At 29.4% G+C, this 20796-nt stretch carries 20 protein-coding genes; 16 read left to right on the top strand and 4 right to left on the bottom strand.

Annotation, left to right across the window (positions count from 1 at the left end):
* Positions 1 to 46: 46 nt before the first annotated feature.
* The 10 genes from deoC to ACFO3U_RS04625 all read left to right on the top strand — a co-directional run bounded on the left by deoC (position 47) and on the right by ACFO3U_RS04625 (position 8066).
* Positions 47 to 790, top strand: coding sequence for a deoxyribose-phosphate aldolase (deoC, locus tag ACFO3U_RS04670; RefSeq protein WP_379738577.1), 744 nt, complete (start codon positions 47 to 49; stop codon positions 788 to 790).
* Entirely contained in the window at positions 780 to 2894 is a 2115-nt protein-coding gene (locus ACFO3U_RS04665; protein WP_379738576.1) for a gliding motility protein RemB, read from the top strand. Before deoC ends, ACFO3U_RS04665 begins: the two co-directional genes overlap by 11 nt.
* A 127-nt stretch (positions 2895 to 3021) precedes the next feature.
* Positions 3022 to 3921: a heme o synthase gene (gene cyoE, locus ACFO3U_RS04660; RefSeq protein ID WP_379738575.1), complete on the top strand. Its 900-nt coding sequence runs from the start codon at positions 3022 to 3024 to the stop codon at positions 3919 to 3921.
* A 10-nt stretch (positions 3922 to 3931) separates the two neighbouring features.
* Positions 3932 to 4510 (top strand): cytochrome c oxidase subunit 3, encoded by a 579-nt coding sequence (locus ACFO3U_RS04655; RefSeq protein ID WP_379738574.1) that lies wholly within the window; start codon positions 3932 to 3934, stop codon positions 4508 to 4510.
* 46 nt (positions 4511 to 4556) lie between these two features.
* A complete protein-coding gene (locus tag ACFO3U_RS04650; protein WP_379738573.1) occupies positions 4557 to 5522 on the top strand; it encodes a cytochrome c oxidase subunit 3 in 966 nt (321 codons plus the stop codon).
* A gap of 22 nt (positions 5523 to 5544) precedes the next feature.
* Positions 5545 to 5895 carry a cytochrome C oxidase subunit IV family protein gene (locus ACFO3U_RS04645; protein ID WP_379738572.1) on the top strand — a complete coding sequence of 117 codons (351 nt, stop codon included), beginning with the start codon at positions 5545 to 5547 and terminating at the stop codon, positions 5893 to 5895.
* 77 nt (positions 5896 to 5972) lie between these two features.
* Positions 5973 to 6623, top strand: coding sequence for a hypothetical protein (locus ACFO3U_RS04640; RefSeq protein WP_379738571.1), 651 nt, complete (start codon positions 5973 to 5975; stop codon positions 6621 to 6623).
* A complete protein-coding gene (locus tag ACFO3U_RS04635) occupies positions 6623 to 7249 on the top strand; it encodes an SCO family protein (protein WP_379738570.1) in 627 nt (208 codons plus the stop codon). Before ACFO3U_RS04640 ends, ACFO3U_RS04635 begins: the two co-directional genes overlap by 1 nt.
* A 21-nt stretch (positions 7250 to 7270) precedes the next feature.
* Positions 7271 to 7804 carry a DUF420 domain-containing protein gene (locus ACFO3U_RS04630; protein WP_379738569.1) on the top strand — a complete coding sequence of 178 codons (534 nt, stop codon included), beginning with the start codon at positions 7271 to 7273 and terminating at the stop codon, positions 7802 to 7804.
* Entirely contained in the window at positions 7794 to 8066 is a 273-nt protein-coding gene (locus ACFO3U_RS04625) for a hypothetical protein (RefSeq protein ID WP_379738568.1), read from the top strand. Before ACFO3U_RS04630 ends, ACFO3U_RS04625 begins: the two co-directional genes overlap by 11 nt.
* A 5-nt stretch (positions 8067 to 8071) precedes the next feature.
* Here the strand turns inward: ACFO3U_RS04625 and ACFO3U_RS04620 are convergent, their stop codons facing one another.
* Positions 8072 to 9463, bottom strand: coding sequence for a DUF4403 family protein (locus ACFO3U_RS04620; protein ID WP_379738567.1), 1392 nt, complete (start codon positions 9461 to 9463; stop codon positions 8072 to 8074).
* A 104-nt stretch (positions 9464 to 9567) separates the two neighbouring features.
* Between ACFO3U_RS04620 and ACFO3U_RS04615 the strand changes: the two genes are divergently transcribed.
* From ACFO3U_RS04615 to tsaB, 3 genes are all read left to right on the top strand, one after another.
* Complete coding sequence (locus ACFO3U_RS04615; protein ID WP_379738566.1) at positions 9568 to 10890, top strand: TolC family protein; 1323 nt, start codon at positions 9568 to 9570, stop codon at positions 10888 to 10890.
* A gap of 3 nt (positions 10891 to 10893) precedes the next feature.
* Positions 10894 to 12192, top strand: a complete 1299-nt coding sequence (locus ACFO3U_RS04610; protein WP_379738565.1) for an efflux RND transporter periplasmic adaptor subunit — start codon at positions 10894 to 10896, stop codon at positions 12190 to 12192.
* 115 nt (positions 12193 to 12307) lie between these two features.
* A complete protein-coding gene (gene tsaB, locus ACFO3U_RS04605; RefSeq protein WP_379738564.1) occupies positions 12308 to 12967 on the top strand; it encodes a tRNA (adenosine(37)-N6)-threonylcarbamoyltransferase complex dimerization subunit type 1 TsaB in 660 nt (219 codons plus the stop codon).
* On the opposite strand, the gene ACFO3U_RS04600 is transcribed toward tsaB, so the two are convergent.
* Both ACFO3U_RS04600 and ACFO3U_RS04595 read right to left on the bottom strand, forming a co-directional pair.
* On the bottom strand, positions 12968 to 13798 hold the full coding sequence (locus tag ACFO3U_RS04600; protein WP_379738563.1) for a mechanosensitive ion channel family protein: 831 nt from the start codon (positions 13796 to 13798) through the stop codon (positions 12968 to 12970).
* Between the two features lie 153 nt (positions 13799 to 13951).
* Positions 13952 to 14152: a dodecin family protein gene (locus tag ACFO3U_RS04595; RefSeq protein WP_379738562.1), complete on the bottom strand. Its 201-nt coding sequence runs from the start codon at positions 14150 to 14152 to the stop codon at positions 13952 to 13954.
* 301 nt (positions 14153 to 14453) lie between these two features.
* On the opposite strand from ACFO3U_RS04595, the gene ACFO3U_RS04590 reads away from it, so the two are divergent.
* A complete protein-coding gene (locus tag ACFO3U_RS04590) occupies positions 14454 to 15662 on the top strand; it encodes a porin (protein ID WP_379738561.1) in 1209 nt (402 codons plus the stop codon).
* Positions 15663 to 15748: 86 nt separating this feature from the next.
* Positions 15749 to 18004: an inorganic phosphate transporter gene (locus tag ACFO3U_RS04585; RefSeq protein WP_379738560.1), complete on the top strand. Its 2256-nt coding sequence runs from the start codon at positions 15749 to 15751 to the stop codon at positions 18002 to 18004.
* A gap of 58 nt (positions 18005 to 18062) precedes the next feature.
* Here the strand turns inward: ACFO3U_RS04585 and ACFO3U_RS04580 are convergent, their stop codons facing one another.
* Positions 18063 to 18962 carry a NifU family protein gene (locus ACFO3U_RS04580; RefSeq protein ID WP_379738559.1) on the bottom strand — a complete coding sequence of 300 codons (900 nt, stop codon included), beginning with the start codon at positions 18960 to 18962 and terminating at the stop codon, positions 18063 to 18065.
* Positions 18963 to 19065: 103 nt separating this feature from the next.
* On the opposite strand from ACFO3U_RS04580, the gene ACFO3U_RS04575 reads away from it, so the two are divergent.
* Positions 19066 to 20796, top strand: a 1731-nt coding sequence (locus ACFO3U_RS04575; protein ID WP_379738558.1) for a choice-of-anchor L domain-containing protein, incomplete at its 3' end; no start/stop codon positions are given.

Below are 20796 nucleotides of genomic sequence, written 5' to 3'. Positions count from 1 at the left end.
TTAAAAGGGATTTTTTTATTTTTATACCCAATTAGTATTTGGTTTTATGAATATCAGACAATTTCTCGACTCTACTTATCTTAAAACTGCTCAACAGGCTTCCATTTCAGAAAATGAAAACAATGAAGTTAATATAATTAAAATCCAAGAGGCAATTGACTTTGGATTTAAATTAATTATGATTCGTCCAGAAATTGTTTCTATGGCTAAAAAAATGATTTTAGATTCCAATTCTAAAGTAGCTATTGGAACAGTAATCGATTTTCCTTTAGGTCAAAAAAGCCTTGAAAACAAACTAAGTGAAGCTCAAAAAGCCATTGATGATGGTGCTGATGATCTGGATTTTGTGGTTAATTATGAAGCATTTAAAGATGGTAAGTTTAATGTAGTAAAAGATGAAGTTTTAAAATGCACATCTTTAGGGCTACAAAACAATAAAATCGTAAAATGGATCATTGAAGTAGCAGCTTTAAATGATTCTCAAATTATCGGATTATGTGCTTTAATTAAGAATATTGTAATTTCTAATTTTAAGGAAAATCAATATGAAAATGTTTTTGTGAAATCTTCTACGGGTTTTTACAAGACAGATAATAATCTTCCTAATGGAGCTACAATACATACAATTCAAATAATGTTAGAAAATTCATTTCCTTTGCCAGTAAAAGCTGCTGGTGGAGTTAAAAATTATGAAGAAGCAATAGAAATGATAAAATTAGGTGTTAAACGTATTGGAACTTCATCTGCAAAAGCTATTGTTGAAGGACTTGAAACTAAAAATGAGTATTAAAAAAATTAAAATGAATTATAAAAGTATATTTTTTCTGTTGTTTTTTGTTCAAATTTCCTTTTCACAACAAAATAATAATCAAGATTTTCCTGAATTTAAAAGTTGCGAGAATAATCAGACTTTAAGTAAAAAAGACTGTTTTTATCAAAATTTACAACAACATATTCTGTCAAATTTTAAAATCCCTGAATCAGCGAATAGTTATAACGGAAAAGTGTATGCTCTTTTTGAAGTGGATACTGTTGGAAAATTTAAAATTCTTTACACAGAAGCTTATTCTGAAGACTTAAAAACAGAAACTAAACGTGTTTTTGATTTGCTTGAACAAGTAAAACCAGCTTCATATCAGGGTAGAAAAACGTTTGCAAAATATGCTATTACAATTCCAATTCCACTGGATTCAACTTTTGTAATTGCTAACAACGACAAAATAACAATTGTTAAAAAGAAAAAAACGGAAAAATTTGCTGAATTAACTGAATATGAAGATATCAAACTTCAAGAATATAAAAACAGTATCTACAAAGGAAATAATAATTTGCCTTTCACACATGCTAATTATGCCTTATTTGATCAAAATTTAAATCTTGTAGGAAGTAACAATCACACAGCTTCAAAACCATATTCTTATGCTGAAGTTGCAAGATATTATGACTTTGATTCAGAATTTGAAAAAATCAAAAAAGACAAAAAATCGTGGTGGGGCAGAAAATTATGGAATGAAAATTTAGTAGCAATTCAAGGTGAAGGTTATTGGTTTACCATAAATCCAATTTTAAATCTTAATGTAGGAAAAGATTTTGGAAGTGATGAAAATTACACTTACGTGAATACAAGAGGTGTTAATGTAAATGGACAATTAGGAGAACAATTAAGTTTTTCTACTCAAATCTATGAATCTCAAGGTTTGTTTGCAGATTATTACAATGAATATGCTAATAGTTTAAAACCTTCTGGTGGAAATCCTGCTATAATTCCTGGAATTGGTATTGCAAAACAGTTCAAAGAAAATGCCTATGATTTTCCTTTGGCTGAAGCAAATATAAAATATACTCCAAGTAAATTTATAGATTTACAATTGGGTTATAGTCGAAATTTTATTGGTGATGGTTATCGCTCTTTGCTTCAAGGTGATGGAACAAGTCCTTATCCGTTTTTCAAAATCAACACTACTTTTTGGAAAATTAAATATACAAACACATATATGTGGTTGAAAGATGTTCGTCCAGAAGTTACTATTGACAGAACATATACAACGAAGTTTATGGCAAATCATTATTTGAGTTGGAATGTTTCAAAACGAATGAATATAGGTTTCTTTGAAAGTGTAGTTTGGGGAAATGATAACGATAGAGGTTTTGATGTAAACTTTGTGAATCCAATTATTTTTTACAGAGCCGTTGAATTTTCTTCTTCTTCAAGAGCAGGAAATGCTTTATTGGGTTTAACGACTAAGTACAAATTCAATAACAGTATCAATTTTTATGCTCAATTTTTGTTAGATGAATTTTCAATAGGTGATGTGAAAGCGAGAGATAAAAGTTGGAGAAATAAATTTGCTTATCAAGTAGGAGCCAAATATTATAATGCTTTTGGAGTTGACAATCTAACATTGCAATTAGAATACAATAGAATTAGGCCTTATGTTTATGCACACAGCAATGTAATTACAAATTATGGTCACAACAATCAAAGTATGGGTCATAATTGGGGAGCAAATGCAAGTGAATTAGTGGCTATTGCGAGATACAATAAAGGAAGATATTTTGCCCAAGCTAAAATTAATTATGGTATTCAAGGATTAGATTATAATGATGGTGTTAATATCAATAATTATGGTGGAAATATTTATCTAAATTATGATGATAATCGTCCTTTTGATAAAGGAGTTGAAGTTGGGCAAGGAAATAAAACCACTATATTTATTGCTGATTTTCAAGCTGGTTATATTGTGAATCCATCTTCAAACATGAAAGTTTTTGCTAATTTAATGTTTAGGGATTATAAGCCAACAACAGAAGATTTAATTACTAAAACTTCAACAACAACTTGGTTTTCTGCTGGAATAAAAACAGACTTGTTTAATTGGTATTTTGATTATTAATGGCTTAGATTTTTTACTAAATAAACTTTCAAGCGAAATCAGTTGTTAAATCAACAGTTTTTGTGCTCCAAATAATAAATCTTATTACTATCTTTGCACTCGATTTAAAAATCCTAAAAACTTTATTTTGAGTTCGTCTAATTCATCTGTTACTAAACCTTCATTATTTAGTGTTTTTACGGCAATTACAAAAGCTCGTTTGACCATTAGTGTAATGTTTTCAACTTTGGCAGGATATGCTTTAGGAGTTGATCAATGGAATGTTGATGCGTTTAAAGTTTTAGGACTTTTATCAATTGGTGGGTACTGTATGGTTGGTGCTTCTAATGTTTTCAATCAAATTATTGAAAAAGATTTAGATGCTTTAATGGATAGAACTAAAAATCGTCCTTTGCCAGCGGGTTTAATTTCAAAACAAAATGCCTTTATCTTAGGTTGTGTTTTAACGGTTTTAGGATTAGCAATATTATATTCTGTAAATGAAAAAACGGCTCTTTTTGGTGCTATTTCCATTTTTATGTATGTAAGTTTATATACTCCATTAAAAACAATTACACCTTTATCAGTCTTTGTTGGAGCTTTTCCGGGTGCAATTCCTTATATGTTAGGTTGGGTTGCAGCAACAGGAACTTTTGGTATAGAAGCAGGAACTCTTTTTATTATTCAATTTTTTTGGCAATTTCCTCATTTTTGGGCAATCGGTTGGTTTTTATTTGATGATTATAAAAAAGCTGGATTTTTTATGCTTCCAACTGGTAAAAGAGATAAGAAAACAGCCTTGCAGGTTATACTTTATACAATCTGGACCATATTAGCATCGTTAATTCCAGTTTTTGGTTTTACAGGAAAATTTCATATTTCAATTGTTAGTGCAGTTATAATTTTTGTACTAGGATTGTGGATGTTGTTTTATGCTTTTAAATTATACAATAAAATGGACGCTCAAGCAGCAAGAAAATTGATGCTTGTTAGTGTTTCATATATAACTTTGTTACAAATTATTTATGTAATTGATAAGTTTTTTTAAAATTTAGATTATGATAACAATAGAAGAACAAGAATTAAGAAAAGGCAAAACATACAAAATGTTGTTGCTTTTTGGAATGATTAGTATTTTTATGATTTTCGCAGGATTATCAAGTGCTTATGTAGTTAGTAAATCAAGACCAGATTGGTTGAAAGATTTTCAATTGCCAAGTGCTTTTATTTATAGCACAATTGTAATATTGATAAGTAGTTTGACTTTTTATGGAGCTAATAAAGCTATGAAAGTAAACAACAGACAATTAACTACAATTTTGCTCTTATCAACTTTAGCTTTAGGGGTAACATTTATAATGTTACAATTTAAAGGTTTTTCTCAAGTTGTAGAAAATGGGTATTTTTTTACAGGAAGTGAGAGTAATGTTACTACTTCATTTTTGTATATTGCAGTAATTGTACATATAGCTCATCTTTTAGGAGGAATTATTTCATTATTAATCGTAATTTATAATCATTTTAAACAAAAATACAATCCCTCTCAAACCCTTGGTATTGAGCTTAGTGCAATGTATTGGCACTTTATGGATTTTATATGGATTTATCTGTTTTTATTTTTCTACTTTTACAAATAGAAAAAAAACAATAAATTTGAGCACTTTTTTAACAATAAATTAATTTATGGAAGCAACAGTTACTTCACATGAACACGCTTTAGACGGAGGACCAGGACCAATGGGAGCAACCTATGGTAAAATGATGATGTGGTTTTTCATCGTTTCAGATGCATTAACATTTTCAGGATTTCTTGCCGCTTATGGTTTTTCGAGATTTAAATTCATAGAAACTTGGCCTATTGCAGACGAAGTTTTTACTCACTTTCCATTTATGCATGGAGTAGAAGCTCCTATGTATTATGTGGCATTGATGACATTTATTTTGATTTTCTCTTCTGTAACAATGGTATTGGCAGTAGATGCAGGTCATCAGTTAAATAAAGGTAAAGTTGCCTTTTACATGCTTTTAACTATTGTTGGTGGTTTTATATTCTTAGGATCTCAAGCTTGGGAATGGAAAAATTTCATCAAAGGTGAGTTTGGAGCAATTGAAACTAAAGGAGGCTCAATTTTACAATTCGTAAATAAAGAAGGTGAAAGAGTTGCATTAGCAGATTTTGCGGCACATTTACCAGAAGAAAGGCAAGAATTAACTAGAAGTAAAGGTACTTGGTTTATGTCAGAAGGTTCTTTGCCAACTTATTCAGTTAATGAAGTTGTTGAAGGTTTTAAAAATAACCCAGATATTCTAGTTAGAACAGAACAAATTGTTGATAAACATAAAGTAGTTCTTTCAAGAGAAGAATCTATGAAAAGATTAGCATCAGCTCATTATGTAGTTGAAGGAGCTAACTTAATTAGAAATGAATATGGTCAAAAATTATTCGCTAATTTCTTTTTCTTTATTACTGGTTTTCACGGTTTCCACGTATTTACTGGAGTATTAATCAATATCATTATTTTCTTTAATGTTTTATTAGGAACATACGAAAGAAGAGGAAGCTATGAAATGGTTGAAAAAGTAGGATTGTATTGGCACTTTGTAGATTTAGTTTGGGTATTTGTATTCACATTCTTCTATTTAGTATAATAAAAAATAAAGCATAGTAATTATGGCACACGCACACGAATCTAACAGTAAAAGAATTTGGTTTGTATTTGGACTACTTTCTGTTATAACAATTATTGAAGTTGCTTTTGGTATTGTAAGACCCGATTTCTTATTCAAAACTAACTTTTTAAGAATGAATTTATTGAACTGGTTGTTCATTATTCTTACAATTGTTAAAGCTTATTATATTGTTTGGGCATTTATGCACTTAGAAGGAGAAAAGAAAAGCTTGAGAACATCTATTGTTGCTCCATTAGTATTTTTAGTTTTATATTTATGTTTTATATTACTAGTTGAAGGAGATTACATCTACGACGTTTTTAAAAATGGTACAATAAAATGGAATTTTTAACATTTTAAAATATAAATTAAATCCCGATAAACATCGGGATTTTTTTATCTTTGTACTCTTCAAAAAAAACATCTTCAATGGGAAAGAAAATAATTTTAATCATACTTTTTATACTGCCTTTAGTTGTTTATATGTTTTTTGCTACAGGTGTAAACCAGTTTGTTAACTTACCAACGATTACTAAAAATGTTAATGAACTTCCAAATTGGAATTCACTATCAAAACATAAAGTTCAACTAAAAGAAAAAATTACAATTCTTGGGTTTTTAGGAGATGATGTTCTTACTGAAAAAGGAAATCTATTCAACCTAAATCAAAAAATTTATAACAAGAACAAAGAATTTAAAGATTTTCAAATCGTTATGGTTGCCCCAAAAGGAACCGAAAAAGATATTCAATCGATAATTAAAGAATTGGGAACTATTTCTGATTTGTCAGGTTGGAACTTTGTTTTTTCTTCTCACGATTCTATTTCTAATTTCTATAAAAGTTTACAACTTACTGAGAATTTAAATCCAGCCATTGGAACAACAAATGTTTATATTATTGATAAAGATTTGAACCTTAGAGGTAGAAAAGGAAAAGATTTAAAAGGTGAAGAAGAATATAAAGAAGGATACAATACAATTTCAGCAGCTGATTTACACAACAACATGAGCGATGATGTGAAAATAATTTTAGCGGAATATCGTTTGGCTTTGAAACGCAATAATAAAAGAAAAATCTAATGAAGAATAAATCATACATCGGAATTTCATTCATTATTTTAATTTTTGGAATTTGGGCTGTTCCCAAAATTATTGCTAAGTTTCAAAAATCAGATTTGGTTGAAATTGGTCCTGTTCCAGCATTTTCTTTAACAGATCAAAATAATAAAACGATAACTGATAAAGACTATTTAGGAAAAGTATATGTAGTGGAATTTTTCTTTACAACTTGTCCAACAATTTGTCCAATTATGAATCAAAATATGCTTGGCATTCAAGAAGAATTTTATGGTAAACCAGATTTTGGTATTGCTTCTATAACAATTGACCCAGAACATGATACTTCAGAAGTTTTAAAACAACACGCTAAGATATTAGGAGCAAAGCATTACAACTGGCATTTTTTAACAGGTGATAAGAAATATATATATAATTTAGCTCTAAAGGGTTTTAATTTATACGCTGGAGAAAACGCAGAAGTTAATGGTGGTTTTGAACATTCAGGATTATTTGCATTAGTGGATAAAGAAGGAAAGATTAGATGTAGAAGAGATTCGCAAAATAATCCAATTTTATATTATGATGGTTTAGAACCTGCAGGAATTAAAGCCATCAAAGAAGATATTAAGAAGCTTTTAGAAGAATAAGAAAATAGAACAAAGAAATAAATGGAAAATAATATTGAAACGAAGTACAATAAACTAATTATTGCTTTATCAATCATAATACCTGTAGCAGTTGCTATATTATTTGGTGTGAATTTACCTAAAATGGGTTTTGATGTAGAACCTCTTACTTTTTTACCTCCAATTTACGCTACTATAAATGGTTTTACAGCAGTTTTGTTAGTGACTGCAGTTATAGCTGTTAAAAACGGTAAAAGAGACTTACATGAACGATTAATGAAATTGGCCATTCTTTGTTCGGTTTTGTTTTTAGTAATGTATGTAGCTTATCACATGACTTCAGATTCTACAAAATATGGTGGTGATTTAGGATTTATTTACTATCCAATTTTAATTTCCCATATCGTATTATCTGTTGTGATTATTCCTTTAGTTTTGATAACTTATGTGAGAGCTTTAGCACAACGATTTGACAAACATAAAAAAATCGCTAAAATCACTTTCCCAATTTGGTTATATGTTGCTGTTACAGGAGTTGTGGTTTATTTAATGATTTCTCCTTATTATGCTAATTAAAGAAAATAGAACAAAGAGAATAGAACAAAGAGAAAAGAAAGTTAGACTAACAATAACACTCTTCATACTTCTTGCTTCTTGCTTCTTTCCTCTTGTGTCTCGTGCTCAGTGTGCCATGTGTAGAGCAGCTTTAGAAAGTAACGAAAACACTGTTCAAGCAGAAGCAGTTAATGATGGAATTGTGTTTTTAATGGTAATTCCTTATATATTGGTCGCTTTAGTGGGTTTTGCCGTTTATAAATTGAAGTATTCGAAGAAGTAAATAATTTATTCTAAACCATCAATTTTAATATTCATTTTTCCTGATGTTGTGATGAATGCGATGATGGCTTTGTTGGTTAATTCTACTTTTTCAAAATTAAAATCATCCAAAGAACCATTGACAAAAACACCTTTCATTGGAGAATAATTATTCAAATAAGGTTCCATGTTCTTTTTGCCTTCATCTAAATTTTCCTGAATAGAATAACGACAACTTTCTTTAATTTTATTTAAAACTGTTCCTTGCAATAACCAATTAGCAGATTTTAATAAAACATTTTTGGTGTCTAAAACATAATTCAATTCATCAAAATAAATTTCTTTTGAAAGTGCATTGAAATTAGGATAACCCGATAAATAAATAGTTCCATTTAAACTTCCAGTTAAACTTAAAGCAATAATTATTTTTTTGTCTTTTTGCCAAATTTCTACATTTTGAACGGTCACTTTTCTACTTCCAGAAGCAAATTCTTGTCCTTTGAAGTTTTTAGTAATTATTTTAGAAGCACTTTGATAGGTTGAAACAGCTGCTACTGAAACTGTAACTTTTTCTGGCATTTTTGAAACAGGTTTTAGAGCAATTTTAGTAGCATCATAAGTGTATTTAGGTTCCATTCCAACCATCGTTTGCATATCACATTTTAAACCCATGTCCATCGTGATTTTTCCGTTTTTCAATAAAGCATCTGTTACATAAAGTTCTATTGGAATCAGTTTAAACCAAGTTTCATAAGCAGTGCTGCTCAAAAAAGGTTTGCTTATAACTCCTAAAGTTTCCAAAACTTGTGGTTTAAAATCGCACGATTTGTCAATAGCATCGTCAATCATTTTTGAAACTTTGGATTTAAAAATAGACAAGGTTGGATTGATGATATAAGTAATCGGAATTTTTTTTCCAGCTACTAAAATACTCGGACTTTCATTCCAATTGAAATCTTTTATTTTGGAACTTGTTGTTAATTTCCAGTTTACTAAATGGGCTTTACTTTCTAAAATAATAGTTCCATCTAAATTAATTTGACGAGTATCATTCAAGCCTAAATATTCTGTTCCATATTTGAATTTTGACCAAATTTTCAACGGAATTTCAGAAGTAATTACACCATTTTTTTCGGTTAGCTTTATTTTACCAGTTTTCCAAATCTTCATTTCGGTTTTGTCGTCTTCCAAATTATTGTCTTCATAAATCAAACCTGATAAATTTTTATTCAATTGATTCTCTATTTCACTAACTGAAATTTCAACAGGTAAAGCAATAAAAGATGTTTTGTTTTTATAAACCATTGGAGTGTCATCTGAAGGTAAAGGCTTTAAAGCTTCAATTTTTTTTGTGGTAGCACAAGATGCTAAAAAGGAAACAATAAAAAGTATAGCTAATAAACCAACGAAGTATTTCATAGAAAAGTAATATTTTGATGTAAAAATAAAATTTTAATTGTTTCGTGTAACATTTTATGAAAAATTTGGTCTTATAGGAGAATTCAGAATGTAATTAATACAAAATGATAACAAAAAAAATTATACTTTTTCTCTTGTTTGTTGGAATCCAAGTTTCAGCACAAGATAAAAAATGGACACTTGAAGAATGTTTGGATTATGCTATTAAAAACAATATTTCTATCAAACAATCTGAGTTGGATTTAAAAACGTCAGATGTTGAAAAAATGGAAGCTATTGGTGGTTTTTTACCAACTTTAAATGCTAATGCAAATTATAGTATGAATACTGGAGCAAGTATTAACCCAGTAACAAATCAATTTCAAAATCAAACATTTAAGTCTTTTTCTGCGGCTGCAAATTCCAATATAACTTTATTCAATGGTTTAGCAAATTGGAAAACATTACAAAGAAGTAAATTAAACCAAATAGCAAATACGTATCGTTTAGATAAGATGAAAGACGATATTGCACTTTCTGTAGCAAATTCTTATTTACAAATTTTATTCAATAAAGAACAATTGAAAGTTTTAATTAGCCAAAACTCAATTACTAAAGATAATTTAAAGAGAACACAACAATTAATAGATGCTGGTTCATTGCCTGCTGGAGATATTTTTGAACTTCAAGCAACAGACGCTACTCAACAACAGCAAATTATTAGTACCGAAAATACACTTTTAATTTCTAAAATTGCTCTTTGTCAAATGTTATTGATTGAAGATTATGCAACATTTGATATTTCTGATGAAGTTATTGATATTCCTTTAACAGATTTGAGTAATGAAACACCTCAAACTATTTTAGTAAAAGCAAAAGAATCTGTTAATGATATTAAAGTTGCACTTTCAAATGTTGATATAGCTAAAAAAGATTTGTCTATTTCTCGTTCTTCTTATTTGCCAACATTATCAGGTTTTGTAGGATACAATACGCGTTGGTCAGAAAGTACTCCTTTTAATTTTGCAGATCAATTATCACTATTTGATGGTACAGCTATTGGATTGCAATTAAATGTACCAATTTTAAATGGTTTTGCAACTAGAGGTAGAGTCCAAAGAGCAAAAATAAATCAAGAACGTACAGAATATCAATTGCAACAAGCAGAATTAGATTTAGAAAGTAATGTTTATCAAGCTTACAATGATGTAATTAACGCAAAAAAAAGCTATGAAGCTGCACAAAAAACATTAGAAGCTCGCAAACAAGCATTTGGATTTTCTAAAGAGAGATATGAAGTAGGTTTATTAAATACCTTTGATTTTTCTCAATCATCTATTGCTTTAGACAACGCACAGTCAGAAGTATTAAGAACTAAATACGATTACATTTTTAGAACTAAAATTTTAGAGTTCTATTTTGGAATACCATTAATAAAAAAACAATAAATCATGTCAAAAAAAACCATTTTTATAGTATTAGGAATAATTGTAGCAGTTGTTGCTGGAATAATGATCTTTGGAAAAGGAGGAAACGATGATACTAAAATTGTAGAAGTTGCCAAAGCAAATAAAATGACAATTGTTGAAACTGTTTCTGCAACAGGAAAAATTCAACCAGAAGTTGAAGTTAAAATTTCATCTGAAGTTTCTGGAGAAGTTATTGATTTGCCTGTTAAAGAAGGACAACAAGTTAAAAAAGGAGATTTATTGGTAAAAATAAATCCAGATATTTATGTTTCTGGTGTAAATAGAACAGCTGCAACAGTATCTAATTCAAGAGCTGGTTTAACACAAGCAGAAGCTCAAGTTAAAGAAGCAAAAGCAAATTATGATAGAAATAAAACATTGTTTGATAAAGGAGTAATTTCTAAATCGGAATGGGATAAAATTGTTTCTTCTTATGAAGTAGCAGTAGCAGCAAAACAATCAGCTTATTACAATGTACAAAGTGCAAGTGCTACATTAACTGAAGCAAGAGATAACTTAGGAAGAACTACAATTTATGCTCCTGCTGATGGAACAATTTCTTTACTTTCTATCGAATTAGGTGAAAGAGTTTTAGGGACACAACAAATGACTGGTACTGAAATACTACGTATTGCGAATCTTAACAACATGGAAGTTGAAGTAGATGTAAATGAAAATGATATCGTTAAAGTAAGTATTGGAGATAAAGCGGATATTGAAGTGGATGCTTATTTAAAAAGAAAATTTAAAGGAACTGTTACAAGTATTTCAAATTCTGCAAGTTCTGCTCTAACAGCGGATCAAGTAACAAATTTTAAAGTAAAAGTGAGAATTGAAAAAGACTCTTACCAAGATTTATTAAAAGACAAACCAGATAATTATTCTCCATTTAGACCTGGAATGACTGCTACGGTTGATATCATTACAAAAACAAACAAAGATGTAATTGCTGTGCCAATTAGTGCAGTTGTTATCAAAGACGATACTACTTCAGTGAAAAAAGATATTGTGGCTGAATTGGAAAAAGAAGAGCAAGAGAAAAAAGGAACAGCTCCAAAATCAGATCAAAAATTTGAATGTGTTTTTGTAAAAGTTGGAGATAAAGCAAAACTTAGAGTTATTAAAACTGGAATTCAAGATGATACGAACATCGAAATTATTTCAGGATTAAAACCTGGTGAAGAAATTATTGTTGGACCATACACAACTGTTTCAAAAGACTTAATGTCAAATGATAAGGTTCGTTTAGAAAATGAAAACGACAAAAAAGATAAAAAATAAATAAAGTTTTATAACCATCCAAAAGGCATTTCTTAACGGGAGTGTCTTTTTTTTGTTTATATAATTTACTTTTATTGTGTTCAAAAGATTGTATTTTTGCATTGAAATAAAAATTATGGCATTACTTTTAAACATAGAAACAGCTACAAAAAATTGTTCGGTTTCATTAGCTAAAGATGGAAAGACAATTGCTTGTAAAGAAATTGCAGAACAAAACTTTTCTCACGCAGAAAAACTTCATGTTTTTATTGATGAGTTGCTGAAGGAAAAAAATTTCACCTACAACAATCTGAATGCAGTAGCAATTAGTCAAGGACCTGGTTCTTATACTGGTTTGCGAATTGGAGTTTCTTCTGCAAAAGGACTTTGTTATGCTTTGAATATTCCAATGATTGCTATTGATACATTAGAATTGTTAGCAAGAAAAATTTCTGTTTCTGAAGGTGTAATTATTCCAATGCTAGATGCAAGAAGAATGGAAGTGTACTCTACTATTTTTGATGTAGAATATACTAAAATGAGAAAAGTTGAAGCCGAAATAATAGATGCTAATTCTTATTCAGAAATAGATACTAAAATTCATTTAGTAGGAGACGGAATTGCCAAATTTAAAGGAGTGCTAACTGATGATAAATTTATTTTTCATGAAGATGTAGTTTACCCTTCAGCAAATGAGATGAGTTTTTTGTCGTTTGAAAAGTACAAAAAAAGCGACTTTGTAGATGTCGCTTATTTTGAACCTTTTTATTTGAAAGATTTTATGTTGAATAAATAATTAATTTTCTTTTACAACTTTTCTGATTTCAACCTGATGTGGATAAGGAATTTCAATTCCAGCTTCATCAAAGGCTAATTTACATGATTCTATTACTTCTGCTCTAACTGTCCAATAATCTGCCGCTGTTGACCATGGTCTTATGGCAAAATCAACTGAACTGTTATTTAAAGTCTTTACAAAAACACTCGGAGCGGGTTCTTTTAAAATCAAAGGATGATTGTTTAATATGTTGAACACAACTTCTTTAACTTGTTTGAAGTTTGAACCATAATCAACACCAATTTCAATATCAACACGTAAATTTCCATTTACAGTAAAGTTTATAATCTTATCATTCGATAAAGCTGCATTTGGAATAATCGCTAGTTTATTTTCAGGTAAAGTAATATAAGTAGAAAACATTTTAATCTCTTTTACTGTACCCACTAAACCTTGAGCTTCAATTACATCTCCAACTCTAAAAGGTTTTAGTAAAATTATCAAAACGCCACCAGCAAAGTTAGAAAGTGAACCTTGTAGTGCCAAACCAACTGCCAAACCAGCAGCACCTAAAATAGCAACAAAAGAACTTGTACCTATTCCTAATTGGGTAATTACTGTTACCAATACCAAAATACGCAATGCCCAAAACACAAGGTTTCCAATAAACAAAATCAAAGTAGCTTCGATTTCTCGTTTTCGCATTAACCTTTTTATCAGTTTAGTGATAATACTTGTAGCCCAAAGACCAATAAATAAAATAAGTATTGCCGATATTAATTTGGGAGAATATTCTAAAACGTAATTTTTGATGTATTCAAAATAGGTGGTAATTTCTTTCTCAGACATATGTTTTTAATTTTTAACAAAGATAGAATTTCAAAAAAGGTATTTCAAATCTATGGCATGGTTATTTTGATTATTAATAAAGGTTTAACAATTGTGTGGTTTTTACAATAAAAAAAGCCCTAATTAAAGGGCTATTTATAGTTTTGCAAAGAATTATTCTACTTCAAATGTGATTTTTACATTCACTCTAAATTCATGAACTTGATTATCTTTGATTGAAGCACTCTGCTCTTTTACATAAACAGAGCGAATGTTTTTTAATGATTTACCAGCATGAGCCACGGCATTTTTAGTAGCATCTTCCCAACTTTTCTCTGAACTTGATAGAACTTCTATAACTTTTAATACTGCCATTTTGTTTAAATTTAAATTAGTAAAATCTAAATTTACAAAAAAATTAAGTTAATATCAAGTCAATTAATAGTATATGCTGTTTTAATGAATTAGTAACTTCGAGTTTACATTTAGATAATAAACAATAATGATATTTGCGACAGTCTTAAGACATTTCATGAGATGTAAAGTTTTTGTCAACTTATTTCTTGAAATAGCTGCCTTGGCCAGGCAGCTTTTTTTAATGTTATCATTATCTTTTGGTAACATTCTGTTAACATTGAAGTAAGTTCTTTGCTGCGACAAAAACTTACAACACAACATGAAAAATTATCTTTTGATAGCAAATCTTTTTTTGCTATTCACTACTTTAGTTTATTCTCAAGAAAACAACATCAAAACTACAAACTTCGGAAAAGGAATTCTAAACATTGTTGGAAAAGACAGTACTTGGAGTATGAATTTCTCTGCAAGAATGCAAATTCTTTCTACTTCAGCATGGGATGTTGTTGATGATAAACTTACTAATCCTTCTCAAGATTTTTTATTAAGAAGATCAAGATTGAAATTCAATGGTTTTGCTTATTCTCCAAAGTTGACTTATAAAATGGAAATAGGATTATCTAATACTGATATTTCAGGAGGTTCTGAATTTACAGGTAATACACCAAGATATGTTTATGATGCCGTAATTATGTGGAATTTCTATAAGAATTTAGAATTATGGGCTGGTCAAACTAAATTACCTGGAAATGTGGAGCGTGTTATTTCTTCTGGAAACATGCAGTTAGTTGATCGTTCTTTATTGAATGGAGAATTTAATATTGATAGAGATATGGGAATTCAATTGAGAAATCATTTTACAATAGGTAAAGAATTTTTAATCAGGCAAAAATTTGCTATTTCTCAAGGTGAAGGACGAAATGTTACTACAGGAAATTTAGGAGGTCATCAATATACTACAAGAATTGAATTTTTACCTTTCGGAGAATTTACTAAAGATGGAGATTATTCTGGAGGTGATTTAAAAAGAGAAATTACACCTAAATTATCTGTAGCTTCAACGTATGATTTTAATAACAACGCTGTTAAAACTAAAAGTAATCAAGGAAATTGGATGTTTACGGATTTAGGGTTTTATGAAACAAACATTAAAACGCTATTTGTAGATGCGATGTTTAAATACAGAGGATTTTCTTTTATGGGAGAATTTGCAGACAGAAAAGCTTCTGATCCAATAGCAAAAAATTCAGATGGTACTTTAACAGGTGATGTAGTTCATGTAGGTCAATCTTATAATTTACAAACAGGGTATTTGTTTAAGAATAATTATGAAATTGCTACAAGATTTACACAGCTTAAACTAGATAAAGTAATTACAGGAAAAAATTTAAAAAAACAGTTTACTTTTGGTGTTTCAAAATACATTGTAGGTCATAAATTAAAAATTCAATCAGATGTAAGTTATCTAGGTGTTGAAAATGCTAGTGATGAAATTATGTGGAGATTGCAAATGGACTTACATTTTTAGTATATTTGATAACATTAAATTAACATATTAGTCGATAATTAAATAGAATTTTGCAAAAATTTAAAAAACAAATAATTAAATAAAAGATGGAACAGGTTTACGTTATAATGCTTATTGCTTTAGCCCTTTTAGCTACTATTGATTTAATGGTTGGAGTAAGTAATGATGCAGTAAATTTTTTAAATTCTGCCATAGGATCAAAAGCAGTATCATTTAAAACGATAATGATTGTTGCGAGTATTGGAGTTGCAATTGGAGCTTTATATTCAAACGGTATGATGGAAATTGCCCGAAGTGGAATTTTTACACCAAGTATGTTTAGTTTCAATGATGTCATAATGATTTTCCTTGCAGTAATGATAACAGATGTATTATTGCTTGATGTGTTTAATACTTTAGGATTGCCAACATCTACAACTGTTTCTATTATCTTTTCATTATTAGGAGCATCTGTTTTTATAGCAATATCAAAAATTTATTTTTCAGATGGAGATTTTGATACATTAGGTTCTTATATAAACACTAAAAAAGCTTCAGAGATTGTTTATAGTATACTTTTATCAGTATTGTTGTCTTTTGCACTTGGTTCTATTGTGCAATATATTTCAAGGTTATTATTCACATTCCATGTAGATAAAAGATACAAGTATTTTGGAGCAATTTTTGGAGGAATAGCATTAACTGCAATTTCATTTTTCATCTTAATTAAAGGTTTAAAATCTGTTACATTCATTTCAAGTGAAACAAAAGATTTTATTAAAGCTAACCAATTAATGATTATTGGATACTGTTTTATCTTTTGGACAATAGTTTCGCAAATAGTAATGACTGTTATTAAATATAATATTTTTAAACTTATCATTATTGTAGGAACATTTGGTTTAGCTCTTGCTTTTGCAGGAAACGATTTAGTAAACTTTATTGGTGTTCCAATTGCAGCTTTTCAATCTTATGAGATGTATTCAGTTGCAGGACAAACATTAGGTGCAAAAGATTTCATGATGGTAGGTTTAGAAGGAGAAAATTTACCAGCACCATTTATTTTTCTTGCATTAGCAGGTTCAATAATGGTTTTCACACTTTGGACTTCTAAAAAGGCTAAAAATGTTTTGGAAACTGAGCAAAATTTATCTCGTCAAGGTGAAGGTTCAGAAAAATATAGTGCTAATACATTATCGAGACAAATTGTAAGAGGTTCAATGTATATCGGAAATGCAATTAACTTTATTTTGCCTAAATCTGTTCAGTTTAAGATTGACCAACAATTCATTTTGCCCGAATATAAAGGAAAAAGAAGTGAACAACCAATGTTTGATATGGTGAGAGCTTCTGTAAACTTAATTGTGGCTGCAGTTTTGATCTCTATTGGAACTTCAATGAAATTGCCGCTTTCTACAACATATGTTACTTTTATGGTTGCAATGGGTACATCTTTTGCAGATAGAGCTTGGGATAGAGAAAGTGCAGTTTATAGAATTGCTGGTGTATTAAATGTAATTGGTGGTTGGTTTTTAACAGCTATCGCTGCATTTATTGCTTCTGGAATTATTGCTTACTTATTATATATTGGTGAAGCTTTTGCATTCTTTGCTTTTATGATTATTGTTGCTATTTTCTTTTATAGAAGTAACCAATTGCATAAAAAGAAAGTAAAAGAAGAAGAGTTAATGAAAAGTTTAAAACGTGAAGATATTGTTACAATTCACGAAGTAATTAATGAAAGTTCAGACCAAATTGCAAACATTGTAAAAAAATCAAATGGAATTTATAGTGGTGTTATCAGTGGACTAAGTCTGCAAGATTTACCAACTTTAAAGGATAATAAAAAATCAATTAAGAAACTTGAAAAACAAGTCGATGAATTAAAAAGCAATGTATATTATTTTATTAAAAACCTAGATGAAACTTCTGTTGAAGCAAGTAAATTCTATATTTTAATATTAGGTTATTTACAAGATATGACACAGTCTTTAAGTTATATTGCATTAAATAGTCATTCACACATTGATAACAATCACAAACAATTGAAGTTTAATCAAACTAGAGATTTAAAAAGTGTTGAATTGCATATTTTAGAATTGTTCAAAGACATTGAAAGTATCTTTGAAAACAAAGATTTTGTGAATATTGATAAAGTATTAGCTAGTAAAGAAGATGTTTTAAGTAGAATTTCTGATTTAATTCAAAAACAAATTGAAAGAATTAGAACTACAGAAAATAGTCCAAAAAACAGTAAATTATACTTTGGATTATTATTAGAAACGAATGATTTAATAAAAGCAACAATGAACTTAATAGAGTTATTCAAAGAGTTCAACGAATATGCTAATAAAAAGAAATAAAGTAATAAAAAAGAGCCAATGAAAATTGGCTCTTTTTTTATCATAAATAATTTAAGATTTAAGCATTGATAGCTTCCACAATAATAGCTTCATCTTTTAACATGTCTTTCAACATATTTTCAATTCCATTTTTTAATGTAAAAGTCGAAGAAGGACAACCGCTACAAGCACCTTGTAAAATTACTTTCACACGTTTTTCTTTTTCGTCAAAAGAATCAAACATGATGTTTCCACCATCACTTTGAACAGCAGGTTTTACATATTCTTCAAGGATGTTAATTATTTGTTGTGATGTAACATCAAGCTTGTCAAAATATGCTTCTTGCTGTTTTTGATGCGTTTCGGTTTTTGTTATCAAACTTTCATCAATAATTGTATTTCCAGTTTCAATGTATTCCTTAATAAAGGTGCGAAGTTCAAGTGTTATTTCTTCCCATTCTTTAATTTCATATTTTGTAATTGAAATGTAATTTTCATCAAAGAAAATTTCTTTTACATATGGAAATCGGAATAATTCTTTAGCTAAAGGTGAAGCTTTAGTTTCATCAATATTTTTACACTCCAAAGCAGTTTTTGTCAATAAAGTATTGCTTACAAACTTCATTACATTTGGGTTAGGAGTTGTTTCCGCGTAAATGCTAACAGGAATTTTCTTGTTGTTGCTTTCGTTAAGTGCAACTATCTCACCACCATTTGTTATATAATCTTGAATTTGTTCTGCTACTTCATCTTGTACATCTTCCCATTCCACAATTGAATATTTTTCAATAGCAATAAAGTTTCCAGAAATATATATGGTTTTTACAAAAGGAAGATAAAACAGTTGCTTAGCCAAAGGAGATGTGCTAGTTTCATCAATATTCTTATATTCAAAACTTTGGTTTTTTGTGATAAAATCCTCTAATTCAAATTTGACAATATTTTTATTAGATGTAGTTTTTATAGTGATATTTTGCATTGTATAGTTATTTTTTTTGCAAATTTAGTAAACTTATTTGCATTCTTTGATTATATTTGGTTTTTTAAATCAAACAATTTTTCAAGAATAATTCCCTTTTATTATGAAAAAAATTACAATATTATTACTGTTATTTTCTGCTTATTTAGGTTTTTCACAAGGAATAACAGTAAATCCAGCAAATACATCAACAAATTCAGTTCAACATATTGTTGAAGATATTTTGATTAATTCCTCTTGTGCTCAAGTGTCTAATTTTCAAACACAAGGTCTTTGTGGTGTTGGGAGTTTTGGATATACAGGATCAAATTTTGATTTTGCTGGTGGAATGATATTAAGATGTGGACAAGTTACAAATTCAGCTGGTCAATTTACAGATTCAAATATTAGCTCTATTTGTTCAAGTAATAGCGATGCTGAACTCTTGGCAATAAGTCAAGCTAATGGTAATCCAGGGACTATTAATGATGTTACTTTTGTGAAATTTAACTTTACACCTTTAACAGATAATTTTAGTTTTAATTTTATTTTTGCTTCAAACGAATATGGAACTTTTCAATGCGGATTTTCAGATGTTTTTGCATTTATTCTTACTGATTTAACAACTGGTGTTTCAACAAATTTAGCAGTTATACCAGGGACAACTACTCCTGTTTCTGTTACAAATATTAGGGACACTGCCTACAATGCAACTTGTCCTTCTGTAAATCCTACTTTTTTTGATACTTTTAATCCAAGTATTCCGGTAGCTTCAACAGTAATGAATATGAGAGGATACACTGTTCAGATGACAGCTATGGCTAATGTAATACCAAATAACCCTTATAGTATCAAATTGGCAATTGGAGATTATCAGGATACAGCATATGATTCAGCAGTTTTTATTGAAGCAGGAAGTTTTAATGTTGGAACGGCTAATTTAACTTATCCTGTTGGAGTAGGTATTGAAGACAGTGATATGACCATTGCAAATGGCTTAGCTCCTTGTCCAGATGAAATTAGAGTTTTGGATACTGGTTTAAATCCTGCTAATTATAGTTTTGAGTGGACTTTTAATGATGGAAGTGGTCCAGTTATACTTACTTCAGAAACAGGTCCTACTCTTGCTGTTAGTGCCCCTGGTACTTATTGTGTCAGAGCAAACAATCCTGGTGGTGCTGGTTGTCAGCAAGAAGATTGTATTGTTGTAGAATATCAACCCGATTTCATAATTAATGATTCCCCAAATGATTTGATAAGTTGTGATAATAATTTTGATTTAAGTGAGAATACTTCAACTATTTTAAATGGCTTGGATCCTTTTCAATATGACTTAGTGTTTTTTGATTCTCTTGCAGAAGCTCTTGATCCTGATGGGATACCTATTTCAAGTTCTGTAACTACTACTGCTCCTGTAACAACTTTTTTCGTAGCTGTTAAAGATTTATTTACTAATTGTGTTAAAATTACACAATTTGATGCTGTAGTTGTTCCTTGTCAAGCAACCATGCCACCTGATTTAATAGTTTGTGATGATGCTTCTAATGATGGTGTTGAAACTTTTGATTTAACAATTCAAGATGCATCAGTTTTAGGAGGCTTGTCTTCAACAGACTTTACAATAACTTATCACCTTGATCAGGCAGGTGCTGATGCAGGAAATAATTTTGCAACTCCTGTCACTGCATATGTCGGTGGTCCAAATCAAGTGATTTATGTACGAATGGAAAGTAATGCAAACCCTGCTCAATATAGTACAACCACCTTCAATTTAATAGTAAATCTTTTACCCACGGCTACTATTTCGGCAAACACAACATGTGAGGGATTAACAGGAGAGGTAACTATAACAGGT

Origin of the sequence: Flavobacterium ponti (assembly GCF_042652765.1) — a bacterium.
GTDB lineage: Bacteria > Bacteroidota > Bacteroidia > Flavobacteriales > Flavobacteriaceae > Flavobacterium > Flavobacterium ponti.
This window is presented reverse-complemented; position numbering and strand designations above follow the sequence as displayed.

Bases quoted from the DNA above. Each gene is read 5' to 3' on its own strand.
- deoC (WP_379738577.1), top strand. From the start codon at position 47: ATGAATATCAGACAATTTCTCGACTCTACTTATCTTAAAACTGCTCAA.
- ACFO3U_RS04665 (WP_379738576.1), top strand. From the start codon at position 780: ATGAGTATTAAAAAAATTAAAATGAATTATAAAAGTATATTTTTTCTG.
- ACFO3U_RS04655 (WP_379738574.1), top strand. From the start codon at position 3,932: ATGATAACAATAGAAGAACAAGAATTAAGAAAAGGCAAAACATACAAA.
- ACFO3U_RS04650 (WP_379738573.1), top strand. From the start codon at position 4,557: ATGGAAGCAACAGTTACTTCACATGAACACGCTTTAGACGGAGGACCA.
- ACFO3U_RS04645 (WP_379738572.1), top strand. From the start codon at position 5,545: ATGGCACACGCACACGAATCTAACAGTAAAAGAATTTGGTTTGTATTT.
- ACFO3U_RS04640 (WP_379738571.1), top strand. From the start codon at position 5,973: ATGGGAAAGAAAATAATTTTAATCATACTTTTTATACTGCCTTTAGTT.
- ACFO3U_RS04635 (WP_379738570.1), top strand. From the start codon at position 6,623: ATGAAGAATAAATCATACATCGGAATTTCATTCATTATTTTAATTTTT.
- ACFO3U_RS04630 (WP_379738569.1), top strand. From the start codon at position 7,271: ATGGAAAATAATATTGAAACGAAGTACAATAAACTAATTATTGCTTTA.
- ACFO3U_RS04625 (WP_379738568.1), top strand. From the start codon at position 7,794: ATGCTAATTAAAGAAAATAGAACAAAGAGAATAGAACAAAGAGAAAAG.
- ACFO3U_RS04620 (WP_379738567.1), bottom strand. From the start codon at position 9,463: ATGAAATACTTCGTTGGTTTATTAGCTATACTTTTTATTGTTTCCTTT.
- ACFO3U_RS04615 (WP_379738566.1), top strand. From the start codon at position 9,568: ATGATAACAAAAAAAATTATACTTTTTCTCTTGTTTGTTGGAATCCAA.
- ACFO3U_RS04610 (WP_379738565.1), top strand. From the start codon at position 10,894: ATGTCAAAAAAAACCATTTTTATAGTATTAGGAATAATTGTAGCAGTT.
- tsaB (WP_379738564.1), top strand. From the start codon at position 12,308: ATGGCATTACTTTTAAACATAGAAACAGCTACAAAAAATTGTTCGGTT.
- ACFO3U_RS04600 (WP_379738563.1), bottom strand. From the start codon at position 13,798: ATGTCTGAGAAAGAAATTACCACCTATTTTGAATACATCAAAAATTAC.
- ACFO3U_RS04595 (WP_379738562.1), bottom strand. From the start codon at position 14,152: ATGGCAGTATTAAAAGTTATAGAAGTTCTATCAAGTTCAGAGAAAAGT.
- ACFO3U_RS04590 (WP_379738561.1), top strand. From the start codon at position 14,454: ATGAAAAATTATCTTTTGATAGCAAATCTTTTTTTGCTATTCACTACT.
- ACFO3U_RS04585 (WP_379738560.1), top strand. From the start codon at position 15,749: ATGGAACAGGTTTACGTTATAATGCTTATTGCTTTAGCCCTTTTAGCT.
- ACFO3U_RS04580 (WP_379738559.1), bottom strand. From the start codon at position 18,962: ATGCAAAATATCACTATAAAAACTACATCTAATAAAAATATTGTCAAA.